The organism is Halopseudomonas aestusnigri, assembly GCF_002197985.1.
GTDB lineage: Bacteria > Pseudomonadota > Gammaproteobacteria > Pseudomonadales > Pseudomonadaceae > Halopseudomonas > Halopseudomonas aestusnigri.
The window spans coordinates 148502-164615 of sequence record NZ_NBYK01000005.1 but is presented as its reverse complement, the minus strand read 5'-3'; the positions used below and the strand labels follow the sequence as shown (position 1 = coordinate 164615).

Sequence of the window (16114 nt, the reverse complement as noted above, 5' to 3'; positions counted from 1 at the left end):
GAAAAATGCGCGAGAGGCATGGCCTGAAAGCATGAATGTCAGGCAATAAAAAAACCGCTGATCGGCGTTAACCAATCAGCGGTTTTGAACCTGGTTGCGGGGGCAGGATTTGAACCTACGACCTTCGGGTTATGAGCCCGACGAGCTACCAGACTGCTCCACCCCGCGTCAGAGGTCGCCATTCTACTGTTTTAAGAATGGCTGTCAAGCGATTGAACGAAAAAGAATTTTTTATTTTCGTCGAATCAGTTTGCAAGACCCTTCACCCGCGGCTGCGGGTTGCTGACGGTATAGCGTCCGTTGTCGGCATCGCGGCTGACATAGGCCATGGCGACGTCCGGATCATGGGTGAAAACCAGCCTGCCGTTGACTGCGATCAGACTGTCGAGCAGTGCTTCCTTTTCCTCGATCAGGGTTTCCGGGAAGCGGTCGTAGCCCATGGTGATCGGCAGGTGCACCCAGGGGGCGCCGGGGATCAGGTCGCCCGGAAATACGACCGGACCGTCGGGCATGTCGATGATCGGGATCATCAGACCGGGGGTGTGGCCGTCACTGAAGCGCAGGCGCCAGTCCGGGCCTAGGGCTTTCGATTTCTTGCCGTCTTCAACCAGCTCCAGACGGCCGCTGTTCTCCAGCAGGCTCAGCAACTCGGGAATGAATGAGGCCTGATCGCGCGGGTGCGGGCGACGTGCCCGTTGCCAGTGGCGCTGGCCGGTGACGAAGGTGGCGTTGGGGAACAGCAACTGCGCCGGCTGACCTTCCTGCCAGGCGCTGAGCAGGCCGCCGGCATGGTCGAAGTGCAGGTGGGTGAGTACCACCACGTCGATATCGGCGTCGGTCAGGCCAATCTCGGTCAGGCTGTCGAGCAGTACGTGGCGGTCTTCAACCACCCCGTAGCGGGATTTCAGGTTGGGCGCAAAGAAGGCGCCAATGCCGGTTTCGACCAGAATGTTGCGGCCCTCTTCCTGCACCAGCATGGCCCGGCAGCTCAACGCGATCCGATTCTGGTCATCGGTTTCGACCCAGCGGGACCAGAGGGCCTTGGGCGCGTTGCCGAACATGGCGCCGCCATCCAGGCGTTGACTGTTGCCTTCCAGTGTCGTGATTGTGCGCATGGCTGATCAATCCTGTGTTGGGTGTTTATGCAAAAAGGCGGCGCAGTGGCCGCCTTTTTTGAAAAGGATCAAAGGCTGAAGGTGTAGCCGATGATCACGCGGTTTTCGTCAATGTCGCTGCCGAAGGTGCTGCGATAGGTCGCGTTGCGCCAGTGCAGCGAGAGGTTCTGCAGCGGACCGCTCTGCACGGTATACATCAGATCGCTGTTGCGTTCCCACTCGCGGCCGCGACTATTCGCCAGCTCGATATTGCTACCGTGGGTATAGCGATTCATCAGCTTGAGGCCGGGCAGACCGAGATCGGCAAAGCTGTAGTCGTGGCGCAGTTGCCAGCTGCGCTCATCGCGGTTGGCAAAGTCGTTGATCTGTACCAGGTGGGTCAGGAAGGGATCGGTCCCGTTCAGATAGGCAAAACCGGTTTCGCCCTCCATCTGCTGATAGCTGCCGGTGAACTTGTGCATGCCGGCCTGCCACGACAGGGTGGCGCTGCTCATGCGGTTGTCGATGTTGCTGCGGCCGGCGTCGCTGCTGTCGGCATGACGCAGGTTCAGCGCCAGTGTGCCGTTGCCGAGCGGCTGGCTGTGGTTGAACACCAGGTAGTGCTGACGGTAGATCGACTGCAGCTCGCCGTAGTGGTAGCTGAGCTTGCTCGCGTCGCTGATAGCCCAGGTGGCGCCGGCAAAGTCGAAGGCGTCGCTGTCGGGGCGGCCGCTGACCACCACGTTGCGGGCGCCGCCCTGTACCGGGCTCATGCGCTGGTAATTGGAGGAGTCACGCAGGTTGATCGCGTCGAAGCGGCCCAGCTCCAGTTGCAGACTGTCGCTGCCCTGAGCCTGCAGCCAGCCGCCGCGAAAGCTCTGTGGCAGCAGGCGGCTGTCGTTGTGCATGGCGACCGGCAGGGTCGGGATCAGGGTGCCGAGGCGCAGAACGTGCTCATCCAGCTTTAGCCTGGCGGTGAGCCCCAGTTCGCTGTATTCGTCCATCGCGCGGTTTTCACTGGTATCGCGCTTGAGAATACCGGTGCCGGTACGATCCGGGCTGGAGTCCAGCTTGATGCCCAGCAGGCCGATGGCGTCCAGACCGAAGCCCAGACGGCCCTCGGTATAGCCGGACTGCCAATAGGCGCGCACGCCCTGGGCCCATTCATCGGCCTTGCTCTGGGCCGCGTCGCTCTGGCGAAAGTCGCGGTTGAAGTAGAAGTTGCGCAGCTCGATGCGGCTCTGGGCGTCATCGACAAAGGCAGCACTGGCCGGAGCCGCCATCAGGGCGGCAAGGGCGGTCAGCATAAAGGTTTGGGTCTTTTTCATTGTTTGATGTCTCTTGTTTTTATTGGTCAGTCAGCGGTTTCGGCGTCGGTTTTCTGATCCGGATGGGCGCTGCGGAAGCTCAAGAGGTGGGTGCGCTCAATCAGCAGATACAGCACCGCGCCGGTGGCCAGGCCCCAGCCCGCGCCGTAGACGGCCAGTACCACACCCATGGTGCCGGCGACGCCACGCTCGGCGTTGTTGCTCAGCTGTTCGAAGCCGACCATCAGGCAGATGTAACCGGTCAGCACCAGCGTCAGCGACAGCGCAATCGGCAGCACTGGCTGGAAGAAGCTCACCAGCGGCAGCATGAACAGGGCGATAAAGCCGGTGATCCAGAAGGTGCCCGCGCCGCTGTAGATCGAATCCATTGCCTTGCGGCCGTACTTGTAGCGCTCGGCCATGGTGGCGGCGACGGCGGTCCAGATCGGGCCGGCCAGACCGGGGTAGGGGGCAAAGAAGGCGTGCAGCGCGTTGCGGATGGCGGTTACCAGATGCACGCGGTCGACGTTGTTCTCGATCACTTCGTCGGGGCGCAGCTCATCGGCACGCTGCATCAGCGATTGGCCGACGATGATGTCGCCGAAGGCGATGATGTAGGCAATCACGGCAGTCGGTACCGCCAGCATGAAGACCTTGGCGTCGGGGATGCCGACGGTGAACGGCAGGTAGTTCCACATTTCGCCGAAGGCCGGTGCGGTGATGCCCCAGCGCACGTCGGGCATCTTGTATTCGCCAACGCCGATGCCGACCACGATGGCGATCAGCATGCCCGGCACCATGCCGTAGTTGACGATCTTGCGCATCAGCGGCAGGCGGTCGGTCAGACCCTTGAACGATGCAGAAAACATCAGATACAGGCAGATCAGGGTACCCAGAGTCAGCGAGATCGGGGTGTTGGCCAGGCGCCCGCCAGCGGAAATCTCACCCATCAGCGCAGCGATACCGGCGCCGATGATGATGCCGCCCTTCATCGAGTTGGGCACGATGCGCACCATGGCGCTGCCCAGACGGGTAATGCCGAGGACGAAGAAGATCAGGCAGACCAGCAGTTGCAAGGCAAACAACGCCTGAATGGCCTGTGGGCCCGGCTCGAAGTCACCGAGAAACAGCAGTACGACCGGAATGGCCGGGGTAATCCAGCCCGGCACCATGGGCACACCAAGCAGGGCCGGCAGCATGAAACCGACACCGCAGACCACGACGTAGGCCAGAGCCACGTCGTAGGGCAGACCGAGGTATTTTTCCAGCAGGGGAATCATGCCGAGGCTGACCACAAACATGATCAACGCCTGCAGCATCTCGGCGGTTTCCCACCGGTAGTGCACAAACGGCAGTCGAATCTTGAACGGACCGCAGGCCCAGAAAGGTTGTTCAGCGCCATCGGCGCGCTTGAAGATTTGCATGAGTAGCTCCGCCAGCCGGGTAGAACCGGGCTGCTTGTTGTTTTTGTGAAACGGCTTTGTTGCTCGCGGGGCTTGCCTGTTATCCGCCCAGACCTGCGCGCACGGAGCGCGGAGGCCTGGGGGGCAGACGCTTAACCCCGGGTTGTGCTGTTGATCAGAGCGCCTTGGCCCAGTCACGCAGCACGAACTTCTGGATCTTGCCGGTCGAGGTTTTCGGCAACTCGGTGAAGATCACCGTCTTGGGCACCTTGAAGCCGGCCAGGTGCTGGCGGCAGAAGGCGATGATGTCCTCGTGGCTGACATCGTGATCGCGGCGTCGGGTGATGAAGGCGCAGGGCGTTTCGCCCCACTTCTCGTCCGGCCGGGCAACCACGGCTGCTTCCATGACGGCAGGGTGCTTGTAGAGGGTGTCTTCAACTTCGATGGTGGAGATGTTCTCGCCACCGGAGATGATAATGTCCTTCAAACGATCCTTGATCTGCACGTAACCGTTGGGGTGGCAGACGGCCAAATCACCGGTGTGGAACCAGCCGCCTGCAAAGGCCTCGGCAGTCGCTTCCGGGTTTTTCAGGTAACCCTTCATCACGGTGTTGCCGCGCATGAAGATTTCACCGATGGTCTTGCCATCCTTCGGCACCGGCTTGAGGGTATCCGGGTTGGCAACCATGACGCCTTCGAGTGTGGTGTAGCGCACGCCCTGGTGGGACTTGAGTTCTGCCCGTTCTTCCAGCGTCAGCTCATCCCACTCGCTGTGCCAGGCGCAGACCGTCACCGGGCCATAGACTTCTGTCAGACCGTAGGTGTGGGTGATCTGGATACCCATGTTCTCGACCGCACCGATGACCTTGGCCGGCGGCGCTGCACCGGCAACCATGGCCTTGACCGGATGGCTGATGGCCGCCTTGGCCGAATCCGGCATGCTGGCCAGGGCGTTAAGGACAATCGGTGCACCGCACAGGTGGGTGACCTGATGTTCGTGGATCAGATGCAGAATCTTCTGCGGATCGACCCGACGCAGGAATACATGCACGCCGGCCATTGCGGTGATAGTCCAGGGGTAGCACCAGCCGTTGCAGTGGAACATCGGCAGGGTCCACAGATAGACAGGGTGCATGCCGATGCACCAGGTTACCTGGTTGCCCAGGGCGTTCAGGTAGGCGCCGCGGTGATGGTACACAACGCCTTTCGGATTGCCGGTGGTGCCGGAGGTGTAGTTCAGGGTAATCGCCTGCCATTCGTCCTCGGGCCAGTGCCATTCGAACTCGGGATCGCCCTCGGCGAGGAAGGCTTCGTAATCGAGATCGCTCAGGGATTCGCCTTCGCCGTACTCCGGATCGTCCACGTCGATCACCAGAATCGGCCGTTTGATCAGTTCCAGAGCCTGACGAATGACCGTGTGGAACTCGCGGTCGGTAATCAGTACACGGGCTTCGCCATGCTCAAGCATGAAGGCGATGGCTTCGGCGTCCAGACGTACGTTCAGGGTGTTGAGCACCGCGCCGATCATGGGTACACCAAAGTGGGCTTCCAGCATGGCCGGAATATTCGGCAACATGGCGGCAACGGTATCGCCTTGGCGAATACCCCGACCGTACAGGGCGGAAGCCAGACGGCGGCAACGCTGATAGGTTTCCTGCCAGTTACGGCGCAGACTGCCGTGGATGACGGCCGGATAGTTAGGGTAGACCGCAGCGGTGCGTTCAATGAACGACAGCGGTGAGAGAGCCATATGGTTGACGGCAGCGGGAGCCAGACCTTCCTGATAGATCGTCATGACGAAAACCTTCTTGTAGTTATCGATGGTGCCCTGGGCAGAGCAGGGCACCTCGGAATATTCATCTGGCCGGCCTGGGCGTAGCCGGCGTATTCTCATCAGGGCGTTTTATATATGTTTTTACAGAATTATGGAATATCCACCAAGGTATTATGGTGAATTTACTATATGGTGATGCATGACTGATCTGCTTCCCACGTTGCATGAACTGCTGCAGTCTGACCCGCTACCGATGATGCTGGTCAACGCGGCGGGCGAGCCGATGTTTCGCAATACCGCCCTGCTGCAGCTGCAGGCCGATAACGCGGAGCTGTCTGCCTGGCTGCCGCACAATCATGCCGAGCTGGTGATGGCGGCTGCCCGGCAGCAGCGGGCGATAGAGGATGTGCATACCCGCTGCGGTAATCGCCATCTGCTCTGGAGCTATATCCCGCTGGAGCAGACCGCACAGGTTTGGGTGCGTGGGCGTGATGCGACACGCTGGCTGCAGCACCAGCAAGAGGCGACGGTCGCCCGGCGGCTGTATCACCTGATCATCGAGAACACCACTGATCTGATCTCGCGCCACCGCCCTGATGGCCGGTTTATCGATGCATCCCCTGCGTCCTGGAACATGCTCGGCGTTTGGCCTGAGCAGTTGCGTGGCGAGCGCCTCGACAGCCTGTTTCATCCGCAGGAGCGCGAAGCGCTGATAACGCGTTTTCGCAGTGCGCTCGAGCAGGATGGCTACCTGACCTACAGCTACCGTATTCGTCATGCCAGTGGGGAATACCGCTGGTTTGAAACGGCCAGCCGCGCGATTCGCGAGACCTACACCGGTGAAGTTGTGGAAGTCATCAGCGTGTCTCGCGACATCACCGAGCGCCTGCAGAGCGAGGAGCACAACCGCCGGCTGCAGGATGAACTGGCCCATGCAGCACGACTGGCAACGCTGGGTGAGCTGGCCTCCGGCATCGCCCATGAACTGAACCAGCCGCTCGCCGCCATCCTAAATTATGCCGGAGCCAGTCAGCGCTATCTGAGTCAGCTTGGCAGTGACGAGCCAGAAGCTGAACGCGTTGAGCATGGGCTGGCACGCATCAGTGAGCAGGCCGAGCATGCGGCGGCTGTGATTCGCCGCTTGCGCGGTTTTCTGCGCAAGGGCTCGCGCCGGTTGCAGCAGGTGGACGCTGCGGTGCTGGCGCATGAAGCGGTGGGGCTTTGCGCCTGGGAGGCGTCGCAGCACCAGGTGCAGATCGTTGAGAAAGCCGCTCCCGGCCTGCCCCTGCTGAGGGTCGACCCGATCCTCCTGCAGCAGGTGTTGCTGAACCTGTTGCGCAATGCGATCGATGCCAACCGCGAGCAACACCCGCAGCACGGCTCACAGGTGCAGCTGAATATCGAGGGGCGGGAGGGGCAGGTGTGTATCGAGGTGATTGATCAGGGCGCTGGTGTCAGTGCCGAGGCCCGTGAGCAGCTGTTTGTTCCGTTCTATACCAGCAAGGTTGATGGTCTGGGCTTGGGGCTGTCGATGAGTCAGGGTATTGTAGAGGGCTTTGGCGGCAGCCTCGACGCGCTGCCCGCCGATACCGGTGGCCTGTGCCTGCGATGCCTGCTACCGGCCGTTTCCACTTAGGGGCTGCAATGCCGGAACACACACAACAACTGGTTTATGTCGTAGACGACGATCAGGGCATGCTGGACTCCACCGTCTGGCTGTTTGAATCGATGGGGCTCAAGGCGCTGCCATTTACCAATGGTCAGACGTTTCTTGATGCCTGCGATCCCGCCGCAGCGGCCTGTGTCCTGCTTGATGTGCGTATGCCCGGAATGGGTGGGCTGGCCGTTCAGGACGCCATGCGCGAGCGAGGGATAGGGCTGCCGGTGATATTTGTCAGCGCCCATGCCGATGTGCCGATTGTGGTGCGTGCCTTCCGCGGCGGTGCTGTCGACTTTATCGAGAAGCCTTACAACGAGCAGTTGCTGCTGGACAGCGTTCAGCGGGCGCTAAACCAGGGGCCAGTCCACCCCGCGTCCTGTGCTCAGGAAGTGCAACACCGATTGGCGCGCCTGACCCCGCGGGAGCGGGATATAGTGCTACCGTTGGTGCAGGGTTTCAGTAACCGCGAGATTGCCGAGCAACTGGGTGTCAGCGTAAAAACGGTTGATCTGTACCGTTCGCGGGTGATGAAGCGCATGCAGGCCGACAGCCTGCCGGCGCTGGTTGGAATGCTGGTGGGGTTGGGAGTAATCGATCCCTTTACTCTGCAGCCACTTCGGGATTTGCGGGTGTCATGATGCCCAGGGACAGGGGTTCGCTATCAAGGAGCGTGACAGTTAAAAAAATGGCGTCATAATGACATCACTGGTTGAGATGAACTGGTCGCGCTTTTGCGGCGGGCAGAATAATAAGAAGGATCTCACGGGTGCATACTGTTACGACCAATTACCGCTTGAGCAACTGGCGCGGCGAATTTGTTGACGCGGCGACCGAGCAGGCTTTTCGCAAGCACAGTGAGGCAGACGCGTCCCGTTCCCTGCGGCGTGCATTGCTTGTTTGGGCCGCTCTGGTCGTGCTTTTCGGACTGCTGGATTATCCGGTTCTGGGGCACGGCTACGATTTTCAGGTGCTGTTTGGCTGGCGCCTGGCAACGGCCGCGGTGCTCTTGCTGCTCTACTGGCAGGTGCGACGCAAGCCGTCACTGGTCAGCGATGGCTATGCCGTAACTGCCGTCGAGATTTTCGGCAGTGTGCTGTTCTTCATGCTCTACTTCCTGCGTCACGATATGGTCAGCTGGGTGATCGCGGTAGTTGCGATTTCATTGCTGGCGCTGTTCATGTTCATCCCCAATCGTGTGTATCTGTCGCTGCTGGCGTCCGCCTTTCTCAGCATTGGTCTGATGGCTTGCGTTGCTGCGCGTGGAATGGGCGCCGAAAAGGTGATTGGTCTGGGCTTCATTCTGGTGCTGCCGATTGCCGTTGGCTTTTTTACTGCCTTGCGCTGGCAGCTCGCTCAGCGGCAGCAGTATGCCCTGCTGATGCAGGTGATCAGCAGCAACCGGGATCTGCAGGATGAAATCAAGCGGCGCGAGGCTCTGGAGGCGGAGCTGAAGCGTCAGGCTACAACCGATCCGTTGACCGGTCTGTTCAATCGGCGCCAGTACGAAATGCTGTTCCAGCGCGAGCGGCAACGCTGTAATCGACTGGGGCAGGAGATGACCCTGTGTGTGATGGACCTCGATCACTTCAAACGGATCAATGATCAGCATGGTCATGATGCCGGCGACGCGGTGCTCAGGCATGTGGCACAGCATTTGTGTTGCTCTCTGCGGCACTCTGATGTGGTCGGTCGATTTGGCGGGGAGGAGTTTGTTCTTATCCTGCCCGACACCGGACTTGAACAGGCTGTTGCGGTGCTGAATCGGCTGCGCGAGGAGCTGGCCGAAACGCCGGTGCCGGTACGGGGGCAACTGTTGCCGGTCAGCGCGACCTTTGGTGTTACAGCGGTGCGGCAGGACGACAGCGATCTGGAATCCATCGTTCGTCGGGCCGACCGGGCACTGTATGAAGGCAAGGGCGCAGGGCGTAATCGGGTCATGACCGCCTGATCGGTTACACTGGCGTCCTGTCTACCCGCTGTGTCGGTGGCCCGTGCGCAAGATTCTCCATATCGACTGTGATTGCTTCTACGCTGCGATAGAAATGCGCGACGACCCGCGCCTGCGCGGTCGGCCGCTGGCGGTCGGCGGCGATCCGGGCAAGCGCGGCGTCATCGCCACCTGCAACTACGAGGCGCGTGCCTATGGGGTGCGGTCGGCGATGGCCTCGGCCTACGCCAAGAAGCTGTGTCCGGAACTGCTGATCGTGCCGGGCCGGATGTCGGTCTACCGTGAAGTCTCCCAGGCCATTCAGGCCATCTTTGCCGATTACACACCGCTGATTCAGCCGCTGTCGCTTGATGAGGCCTATCTGGATGTGACCGACAGCCCAGCCTGCCGCGGTAGCGCAACGCTGATAGCCAGGGAGATTCGCCAGCGGGTGCGCGATACCCAGGGCATCACGGTTTCTGCCGGGGTCGCGCCGAACAAGTTTCTCGCCAAGATCGCCAGTGACTGGAATAAGCCGGACGGACTGAAAGTGATTCTGCCGGATCAGGTCGAGGACTTTCTGCGCGACCTGCCGGTGTCGCGGCTGCATGGCGTTGGGCGCAAGACTGCCGAGCGGCTCCAGCGCCTTGGCGTTGATGTGTGCAGTGAACTGTTGCCGTGGCGCAAGCAGGATCTGGCCCGCGAGTTCGGCAGTTTCGGCGAGCGCCTGTGGGAGCTTGCGCGGGGTATTGACGAGCGCCCGGTGGTGGTCGAAAGCCGCCGTCAGTCGGTCAGTGTCGAGAATACCTATGAGCACGATCTGCCCGATCTGGACGCCTGCCTGGCGGCCTTGCCGCCGCTGCTGGACAAGCTGGCCGAGCGCATCGGCCGGCTGGAGGGCAGTTACCGGGTCAGCAAGCCGTTCATCAAACTCAAGTTTCACGACTTTACCCAGACCACGCTGGAGCAGGCCGGGGCACCGATTACCCCGGCCGGCTACGCCGAGCTCTGCGCTCAGGCGTTTGCCCGTGGCAATTGTGCGGTGCGGCTGATCGGCGTGGGCGTGCGGCTGGACAGCAGTCACGCTCAGCTGGGAGAACAGCTCAAGCTGTTCTAGCGCGCCGCTCTGGCGCACTTGGGGCACAGGTGGTTGTCGCCGCGCGGCTGCCAACCCAGCTCACTGATACGCGTGACCGCCTTGGCGGTGCGCGCGTTCAGATCGTCCCGGTCGGCAACAAGAAACTCGAACGGTTGCTCGCGGCCGCACTCATCACAGGTAATCGACCAGCCCAGCACGCTCTGACCGCGCAGGTCTGGTCCGCGGGCCGAAGCAGTCCACTGGCCCGGCGGGTTGATCAGATAGCGAATCTTGTCGACCACCAGGCGCATGGGCAGATCGCGACTACCCTTGATCGTGCAGATCAGCTGGTCGCCGGGCTGCACGCCGCCGCCCTGACCGGTGACCTGAAACAGCCCGGCACTCAGGGTGCGGCATTCAATCAGGGTGTGTGACGGATTCAGTGCCGTGCGGCGAAAATCGTGTTCTGCCATGGTAGGGGCTCGCTGGTCGGTAGGGCGCGCATGATAACACCGGAGTGTAGCGGCATATCACCCGCATCACTGATGGTCGGTCCGGGGCGGGGCAGTGATTATCATGGCGCGGTCTTTTACGTATTCACAACGAGGAGTTCACATGAGCGTCAAGCAAATGTTCGATCTGAGCGGCAAGGTCGCCCTGATCACCGGTGGTACCAAAGGTCTGGGTCTGCAGATGGCAGAAGCTTTCGGCGAACTGGGTGCCAAGGTGTTCATCAGCGCGCGTAATGCTGCCGAGATCGAAGCGGTGGTTGCTGAACTGAAAAGCCAGGGCGTCGAAGCCGCCGGTATCGCCTGTGATCTGGGCAAACTGGACAGCAACCCGGTCAAGACCCTGGTAGACGCCTGTGAAGCGGCCTTCGGCACCGTTGACGTGCTGGTCAACAATGCGGGCACCACCTGGGGTCAGCCGGCAGAAGAGCACAGCTACGAAGGCTGGCAGAAAGTCATGACCCTGAACGTGGACGTCTGCTTCCTGGTGGCTCAGGAAGTGGCGCGCCGTTTCATGATCCCGCGCAAGTCCGGCAAGATCATCAACATCGCCTCCATCGCCGGCTTCAAGGGCAACCGTGCCAACTCCGGCGTATTCACGTCTGCCTACAACACCTCCAAGGCGGCGGCAATCAACCTGACCCGCGCACTGGCTGGCGAGTGGGGCCGCTACAACATCAACGTCAACGCGATCTGCCCGGGCTACTTCCCGACCAAGCTGGCAAAAGGTCTGGACAAGGTCAGCGAGATGATCAAGGAAGGCACGCCGCTGGGTCGTATCGGTGGTGATGAGGACATCAAGGGCGCTGCGGTGTTCTTTGCGACTGAAATGTCCCGTCACGTGACCGGTCAGGCACTGGCTGTCGACGGCGGCAATTCGGTCGTCTGAACAGGCGTATTCGCTGACCGGTGCGGACGCGACATGTCGCGTCCCTACGAACGGGTAGGCGCCACGACCTTGCGTAGGGACGCAGCATGCTGCGTCCGCGCGCGTTGACACGGCGCATGGCGGGCCCCGTGCAGGTTAGTTGACGCCTTTGCTCAGTGCTCGTGCCGCTGCTTCGACGGCAGGGCGATGGTCGCGTTCCAGAGTGTCCATCAGGCGCAGATGCAGCTTGCGCTCGGCGCGGCTGAGATCCTTCCAGGCCTGATGGGTCGGAATATGTGCGGTCTGCTCGTAGATCAGATCAAAGACGGTTACGTCCAGCCCCTCGCGGCGCTCCCCCTGATAGTTGTCCAGCAGCACCTTGATACGAATGGCGCCTTCAATGGTGGGCACCTGTCCGTCAAGCAGGCTCTGGGCGATGATGCGAATGTCGCCGCTTAGCCGGTCATTGCGCGCTTCCAGTGCCTTGGCTCGGGCTTCGTCCTGCTGCCACACCTTGCGCCATAGGGTCCAGGCGTAGGTCGCCAGCGCCAGAATGATGAGAATGCCGGCGGCAATCAGCCAGTAGTGAGTTTGCATGGGTGTCAGAAGCTCAGTTGTGAGGGATCCAGCGTCCCTTCCTCGTGCAGATTGATGCTGGGCGCCAGCAACATGCCAGTGCGGATGTTGCCATCGATACGGTAATCGACCGGTTGCTGTTTATCTACCAGCTTGATCAGGTCGGCAAGATGACGCCACAGGTTGGAGCGTACATCCAGCTCGAAATAGGACGAGCCGTAAGCCGGCACGTCAAAGCGGTTGTTGCTGACCCCGGTGGCCAGTTTCATGTTGTTGAGATAGACCTGATAGTGCATGCCGCGAATCGGCAGTACCCGGTCGTTGGGGTTGTCGACCCGCAGCTTGAGGCGAAAAGATTGCTCCCATAGATTGGACTTGAGCATCTCGACATTCGCCAGACTGACCTCTGGCTTGGTGTAGGACGGGCTGAATACGGCACAGCCATGCAGCAGCATGCAGCCAATCAGCGTCATGATCCCCAGCAACCGCGCTCTCATCGCGTCCCCTCTCCCGTTCAGGCTGCTTTGTGTATGGAGTTGTCGCGCAGCCTGGACCATACTTTACCCCTGTTTTACGTACAGGGAGTGACAAGATGACGCGTTTCGAGGTGGTTTTTCAAGGTCAGGTGCAGCAAGGTGCCGCGCCTGAGCAGGTGCGGGCCAATGTAGGCAAGCTGTTTCAGGTCTCCGGAGCGCAGCTGGACACCCTGTTCTCAGGTCGTCGCATTGTCATCAAGCAGGGGCTTGACCGGGTTGCCGCCGAGAAATACCGCATTGCGCTCGAGCGTGCTGGCGCTCAGTGCAGTATCGTGGCAATGGACGTGGCAATGGATGAGCCGACATCCTTGGCTCCGTCCGCTTCGGAATCTTCAGCGTCCTCTGAGCCAGCCAAGCCTGTGTCGCAGCCGGTTGAGGCTGAACCGGAGCGGTCCTCGCGCGTCGTGCCTCGAGACGAGTACATGGCCGCGTTCAGCGATGTGGAGGCTCCAGACTTCGGTATCGCGCCGTTGGGTGCCGATCTGCAGGACGAGTACAACCCGCATACGGCGCTGCCTATCGATCTGTCGGCACTGACCCTGGCGCCGGTTGGCAGTGACATGGGCGAGATCAAGCGCGACGATGCAGTGCAGGTTCCCAATGTGGATCATCTCAAGCTCGTTGATGACTGATGAGTCTCTGCCGGGCCGGTCTGCTCACGGCCTGGCTTCGGCGCATTTGGCCCGCTGTTTTGTTTGCAAAATGTCGACTCCTTCGATTTCCCGGGCTTATACACCTGTTCTGCCACTTTTCTGTCCTTAAGCTGTGCATCAGCGCCGTCGGCACAAGTCGTCGGCGCGGCATGGATCGCACAGCAAGGAACACGGATGTTCTCTCCAGCAAACGAAGCCTATTTTGCGTTGCATATCGACGCTGTCGAGCATGATTTCAGCGTGCTTGAGTTCACTGGTGTGGAGCGGCTTAATCAGCCGTATGCCATCGAGCTGACGCTGGTCAGCGAGCGCGCCGATATCGACCCCGCCAGCCTGCTGCATCTGCCGGCCTGGCTGGAAATCAGCTCCGGTGGTGGGTTGCACGGCTTTATCACCTGGTTTACCCAAGGCGAGTCTGGCCGCCGGCTGACCCGTTACCAACTGAGGCTGAGTCCTCAGCTCGGTTACCTTGAATACCGAACCAACCAGCGCATCTTTCAACATCAGTCAGTTGAGCAGATCATCAGCTGCGTGCTGCGGGAAAATGCCATCCACAGCGATGCCTGGCGCTTCAGTCTTAATGCCGACCTCGGCGAGCGACGCTACTGCACCCAGTACGACGAAACCGATCTGCACTTTATTCAGCGCTTGTGTGAGGAAGAGGGGCTGCATTTTCACTTTGAGCACAGTCGGCAGGGTCATGTGCTGGTGTTCGGTGATGATCAGACCAGCTTTCCTCAACTGGAACCGATCGGCTTCAGCCAGGGCTCCGGTATGGTCGCCGACCAGCCAGTGGTAAAGCGCTTCAGTCTGACTGCTGCCACTCGTCCCGACCGGGTCAGTCGTCGGGACTACAACTTTGAAACGCCGCATCTGCTGCTGGAAGCAGGTGCACGGCTGGAGAGTGCCCCAGCCCAGCCCGCGCTGGAAGATTATGACTATCCCGGTGGCTTCAGCGATCGCGGCCGCGGCAGGCAGCTCAGCCAGATTCAATTGGAGCGCCACCGCAGCCATCAGTTGGAGGCGCGCGGTGAAGGCGATCGGCCCGACCTGCGCAGCGGACACTTTCTGCCGCTGACAGGGCATCTACGCGACGACTGGAACGATCTCTGGTTGCTCACGGAAGTGCATCACCATGGCAAGCAGCCGCAGGCGCTGGAAGAGTCGATCTGCAGTGACACAAGCGCCGTCGACGGATTTGTTCAAGGCTATCGCAATCGGTTTGTGGCCACCCCGTGGCAGGCGATCTGGCGGCCGCCATTGGAGCATCTTAAGCCGCGCATTGCCGGCAGCCAGAGTGCGCTGGTGACCGGCCCCGCTGGTGAAGAGATTCACTGCGATCAGCATGGCCGGGTCAAGGTCCAGTTCCACTGGGACCGCGAAGCGCAGGCCGACGAGCACACCAGCTGCTGGCTGCGTGTGGCGTCCGGCTGGGCAGGCGACCGTTACGGCGCCATCGCCATTCCGCGCATCGGCATGGAGGTGCTGGTCAGCTTCCTTGAGGGCGACCCCGATCAGCCGCTGATTACCGGTTGCCTGTATCACGCCGAACACGTACCGCCGGTCGAGCTGCCCGCGCACAAGACGCGCAGCGCTTTCAAAACGCTCAGCTCACCGGGTGGTGAGGGCTACAACGAGCTGCGCATTGAAGATCGCAAGGGGGCCGAACAGGTCTACATCCACGCCCAGCGTGACTGGGATCAGCGCATTGAACATGATCAGCGGCTGCATGTGGGCAACGAGCGCCACGAACATACCGCAGCCAATCATTACAGCGAGCACCTCGCCGAGCTGCATCGCACCGTCCACGGCGACCGTCTGACGGAACTCAAATCCAGCGATCATCTCAGCATCGCCGGCAATCAACACTGCCGTATCGCTCAATCCCTGCTGGCCGACGTCGGGCGGGAAATTCACCTGGCCAGCGGTCGCAAGATTGTTATCGAAGCGGGCATGGAGCTGACCATCAAGGCCGGTGGCAGCTTTATCAAGCTCGACCCCAGCGGCGTCACCATCAGCGGCCCGACGGTGCGGATCAACTCGGGTGGCAAGCAGGGGCAGGGTACGGGTGCTTCTCCGTGCTTGCCGGGTAACGCGACGGCCGCTGATCGCAGTCAGGCGGGCAGTTTACTGGTGCCGGCGCAGCGTCAGGCGCTAATGCTTGTAAAGCCGCTGTGCGCTATCTGTGAGGAGCCAGGTTCCGACGCCTGAAGTGCTGGGGAGTGCCCGCCTCGGCGGGCTGTGGGGCTTACCGCGCGCAGCACTGCTTGAACTTGCGCCCGGACCCGCACGGGCAGGGCTCGTTGCGTCCTGCCTTGATCGGATAGTTCGGATCGAGGAAGTACCAGCGACCCTGAATCAGGCGGAAGTCGGAGCACTCGCGGTGTGTCTGGGCGCTGCCGTCTGGGTCCTGCCAGCGGGCAACAAACGTCACCTGCGCGCTGGTTGCGCCGGGTAGCTCACTGGCGGCTTCTACTGTCAGCCCTAGCCAGCGGCTCTGCTCGCTCCATTGGCGCATTGCATCGACGTCCAGCTGCGTCTGCTGGGCGGGAATGGTGGTAGCGACCAGGTAATCGATCAGACCGAGGGTATAGGCGCAGTAACGCGAGCGCATCAGGCGCTCGGCGCTGGGCGCCGCGTTGCCTTGATGCAGGGGCTGACAGCATTCGCCATATTGCCGACCGCTGTCGCAGGGGCAGGGCGCAGCGGCGGTGAGGGTTGGAGTCATC

The 16114-nt window shown here is 61.1% G+C and carries 15 protein-coding genes and 1 tRNA gene; 7 read left to right on the top strand and 9 right to left on the bottom strand.

Annotation, left to right across the window (positions count from 1 at the left end; translation table 11 throughout):
- Positions 1-91: 91 nt before the first annotated feature.
- The 5 genes from B7O88_RS09905 to B7O88_RS09885 all read right to left on the bottom strand — a co-directional run bounded on the left by B7O88_RS09905 (position 92) and on the right by B7O88_RS09885 (position 5599).
- Positions 92-168 (bottom strand) — tRNA-Met (locus B7O88_RS09905).
- A gap of 77 nt (positions 169-245) precedes the next feature.
- Positions 246-1115, bottom strand: a complete 870-nt coding sequence (locus tag B7O88_RS09900) for an MBL fold metallo-hydrolase (RefSeq protein WP_088275679.1) — start codon at positions 1113-1115, stop codon at positions 246-248.
- A gap of 68 nt (positions 1116-1183) precedes the next feature.
- Positions 1184-2422, bottom strand: a complete 1239-nt coding sequence (locus B7O88_RS09895; protein ID WP_088275678.1) for an OprD family porin — start codon at positions 2420-2422, stop codon at positions 1184-1186.
- Positions 2423-2448: 26 nt separating this feature from the next.
- Positions 2449-3825 (bottom strand): solute carrier family 23 protein, encoded by a 1377-nt coding sequence (locus B7O88_RS09890; RefSeq protein WP_088275677.1) that lies wholly within the window; start codon positions 3823-3825, stop codon positions 2449-2451.
- Positions 3826-3979: 154 nt separating this feature from the next.
- Positions 3980-5599, bottom strand: coding sequence for an acyl-CoA synthetase (locus tag B7O88_RS09885; RefSeq protein ID WP_088275739.1), 1620 nt, complete (start codon positions 5597-5599; stop codon positions 3980-3982).
- A gap of 178 nt (positions 5600-5777) precedes the next feature.
- Here B7O88_RS09885 and B7O88_RS09880 point away from each other — a divergent pair, with 178 nt between their 5' ends.
- The 4 genes from B7O88_RS09880 to dinB all read left to right on the top strand — a co-directional run bounded on the left by B7O88_RS09880 (position 5778) and on the right by dinB (position 10282).
- A complete protein-coding gene (locus B7O88_RS09880; protein WP_200818443.1) occupies positions 5778-7214 on the top strand; it encodes a sensor histidine kinase in 1437 nt (478 codons plus the stop codon).
- Positions 7215-7222: 8 nt separating this feature from the next.
- Positions 7223-7876, top strand: coding sequence for a response regulator transcription factor (locus B7O88_RS09875; protein ID WP_088275676.1), 654 nt, complete (start codon positions 7223-7225; stop codon positions 7874-7876).
- A 128-nt stretch (positions 7877-8004) separates the two neighbouring features.
- On the top strand, positions 8005-9186 hold the full coding sequence (locus B7O88_RS09870; RefSeq protein WP_088275674.1) for a GGDEF domain-containing protein: 1182 nt from the start codon (positions 8005-8007) through the stop codon (positions 9184-9186).
- A gap of 43 nt (positions 9187-9229) precedes the next feature.
- Positions 9230-10282: a DNA polymerase IV gene (gene dinB / locus B7O88_RS09865; protein WP_088275673.1), complete on the top strand. Its 1053-nt coding sequence runs from the start codon at positions 9230-9232 to the stop codon at positions 10280-10282.
- Here dinB and B7O88_RS09860 read toward each other — a convergent pair.
- On the bottom strand, positions 10279-10716 hold the full coding sequence (locus B7O88_RS09860; RefSeq protein WP_088275671.1) for a hypothetical protein: 438 nt from the start codon (positions 10714-10716) through the stop codon (positions 10279-10281). The two genes, dinB and B7O88_RS09860, sit on opposite strands and share 4 nt — an antisense overlap.
- Positions 10717-10858: 142 nt before the next feature.
- On the opposite strand from B7O88_RS09860, the gene B7O88_RS09855 reads away from it, so the two are divergent.
- The gene (locus B7O88_RS09855; protein ID WP_088275669.1) at positions 10859-11641 is read left to right on the top strand and encodes an SDR family oxidoreductase; all 783 of its coding nucleotides are present in this window, start codon (positions 10859-10861) and stop codon (positions 11639-11641) included.
- A gap of 135 nt (positions 11642-11776) precedes the next feature.
- Here B7O88_RS09855 and B7O88_RS09850 read toward each other — a convergent pair whose 3' ends face one another.
- Both B7O88_RS09850 and B7O88_RS09845 read right to left on the bottom strand, forming a co-directional pair.
- Positions 11777-12217: a DUF2489 domain-containing protein gene (locus tag B7O88_RS09850; RefSeq protein WP_088275668.1), complete on the bottom strand. Its 441-nt coding sequence runs from the start codon at positions 12215-12217 to the stop codon at positions 11777-11779.
- 5 nt (positions 12218-12222) lie between these two features.
- A complete protein-coding gene (locus tag B7O88_RS09845) occupies positions 12223-12693 on the bottom strand; it encodes an LEA/WHy family protein (protein WP_160003169.1) in 471 nt (156 codons plus the stop codon).
- A gap of 95 nt (positions 12694-12788) precedes the next feature.
- On the opposite strand from B7O88_RS09845, the gene B7O88_RS09840 reads away from it, so the two are divergent.
- Positions 12789-13364 (top strand): hypothetical protein, encoded by a 576-nt coding sequence (locus tag B7O88_RS09840; RefSeq protein WP_088275665.1) that lies wholly within the window; start codon positions 12789-12791, stop codon positions 13362-13364.
- 195 nt (positions 13365-13559) lie between these two features.
- On the top strand, positions 13560-15596 hold the full coding sequence (locus tag B7O88_RS09835; protein ID WP_088275663.1) for a type VI secretion system Vgr family protein: 2037 nt from the start codon (positions 13560-13562) through the stop codon (positions 15594-15596).
- 37 nt (positions 15597-15633) lie between these two features.
- Here the strand turns inward: B7O88_RS09835 and B7O88_RS09830 are convergent, their stop codons facing one another.
- Positions 15634-16113 carry a YchJ family protein gene (locus B7O88_RS09830; protein ID WP_088275662.1) on the bottom strand — a complete coding sequence of 160 codons (480 nt, stop codon included), beginning with the start codon at positions 16111-16113 and terminating at the stop codon, positions 15634-15636.
- Position 16114: the final 1 nt, after the last annotated feature.

Excerpts from the sequence above, each read along its gene's own strand:
- B7O88_RS09900 (WP_088275679.1), bottom strand. The coding sequence starts at position 1,115 with ATGCGCACAATCACGACACTGGAAGGCAACAGTCAACGCCTGGATGGC.
- B7O88_RS09895 (WP_088275678.1), bottom strand. The coding sequence starts at position 2,422 with ATGAAAAAGACCCAAACCTTTATGCTGACCGCCCTTGCCGCCCTGATG.
- B7O88_RS09890 (WP_088275677.1), bottom strand. The coding sequence starts at position 3,825 with ATGCAAATCTTCAAGCGCGCCGATGGCGCTGAACAACCTTTCTGGGCC.
- B7O88_RS09885 (WP_088275739.1), bottom strand. The coding sequence starts at position 5,599 with ATGACGATCTATCAGGAAGGTCTGGCTCCCGCTGCCGTCAACCATATG.
- B7O88_RS09880 (WP_200818443.1), top strand. The coding sequence starts at position 5,778 with ATGACTGATCTGCTTCCCACGTTGCATGAACTGCTGCAGTCTGACCCG.
- B7O88_RS09875 (WP_088275676.1), top strand. The coding sequence starts at position 7,223 with ATGCCGGAACACACACAACAACTGGTTTATGTCGTAGACGACGATCAG.
- B7O88_RS09860 (WP_088275671.1), bottom strand. The coding sequence starts at position 10,716 with ATGGCAGAACACGATTTTCGCCGCACGGCACTGAATCCGTCACACACC.
- B7O88_RS09855 (WP_088275669.1), top strand. The coding sequence starts at position 10,859 with ATGAGCGTCAAGCAAATGTTCGATCTGAGCGGCAAGGTCGCCCTGATC.
- B7O88_RS09850 (WP_088275668.1), bottom strand. The coding sequence starts at position 12,217 with ATGCAAACTCACTACTGGCTGATTGCCGCCGGCATTCTCATCATTCTG.
- B7O88_RS09845 (WP_160003169.1), bottom strand. The coding sequence starts at position 12,693 with ATGAGAGCGCGGTTGCTGGGGATCATGACGCTGATTGGCTGCATGCTG.
- B7O88_RS09840 (WP_088275665.1), top strand. The coding sequence starts at position 12,789 with ATGACGCGTTTCGAGGTGGTTTTTCAAGGTCAGGTGCAGCAAGGTGCC.
- B7O88_RS09835 (WP_088275663.1), top strand. The coding sequence starts at position 13,560 with ATGTTCTCTCCAGCAAACGAAGCCTATTTTGCGTTGCATATCGACGCT.
- B7O88_RS09830 (WP_088275662.1), bottom strand. The coding sequence starts at position 16,113 with ATGACTCCAACCCTCACCGCCGCTGCGCCCTGCCCCTGCGACAGCGGT.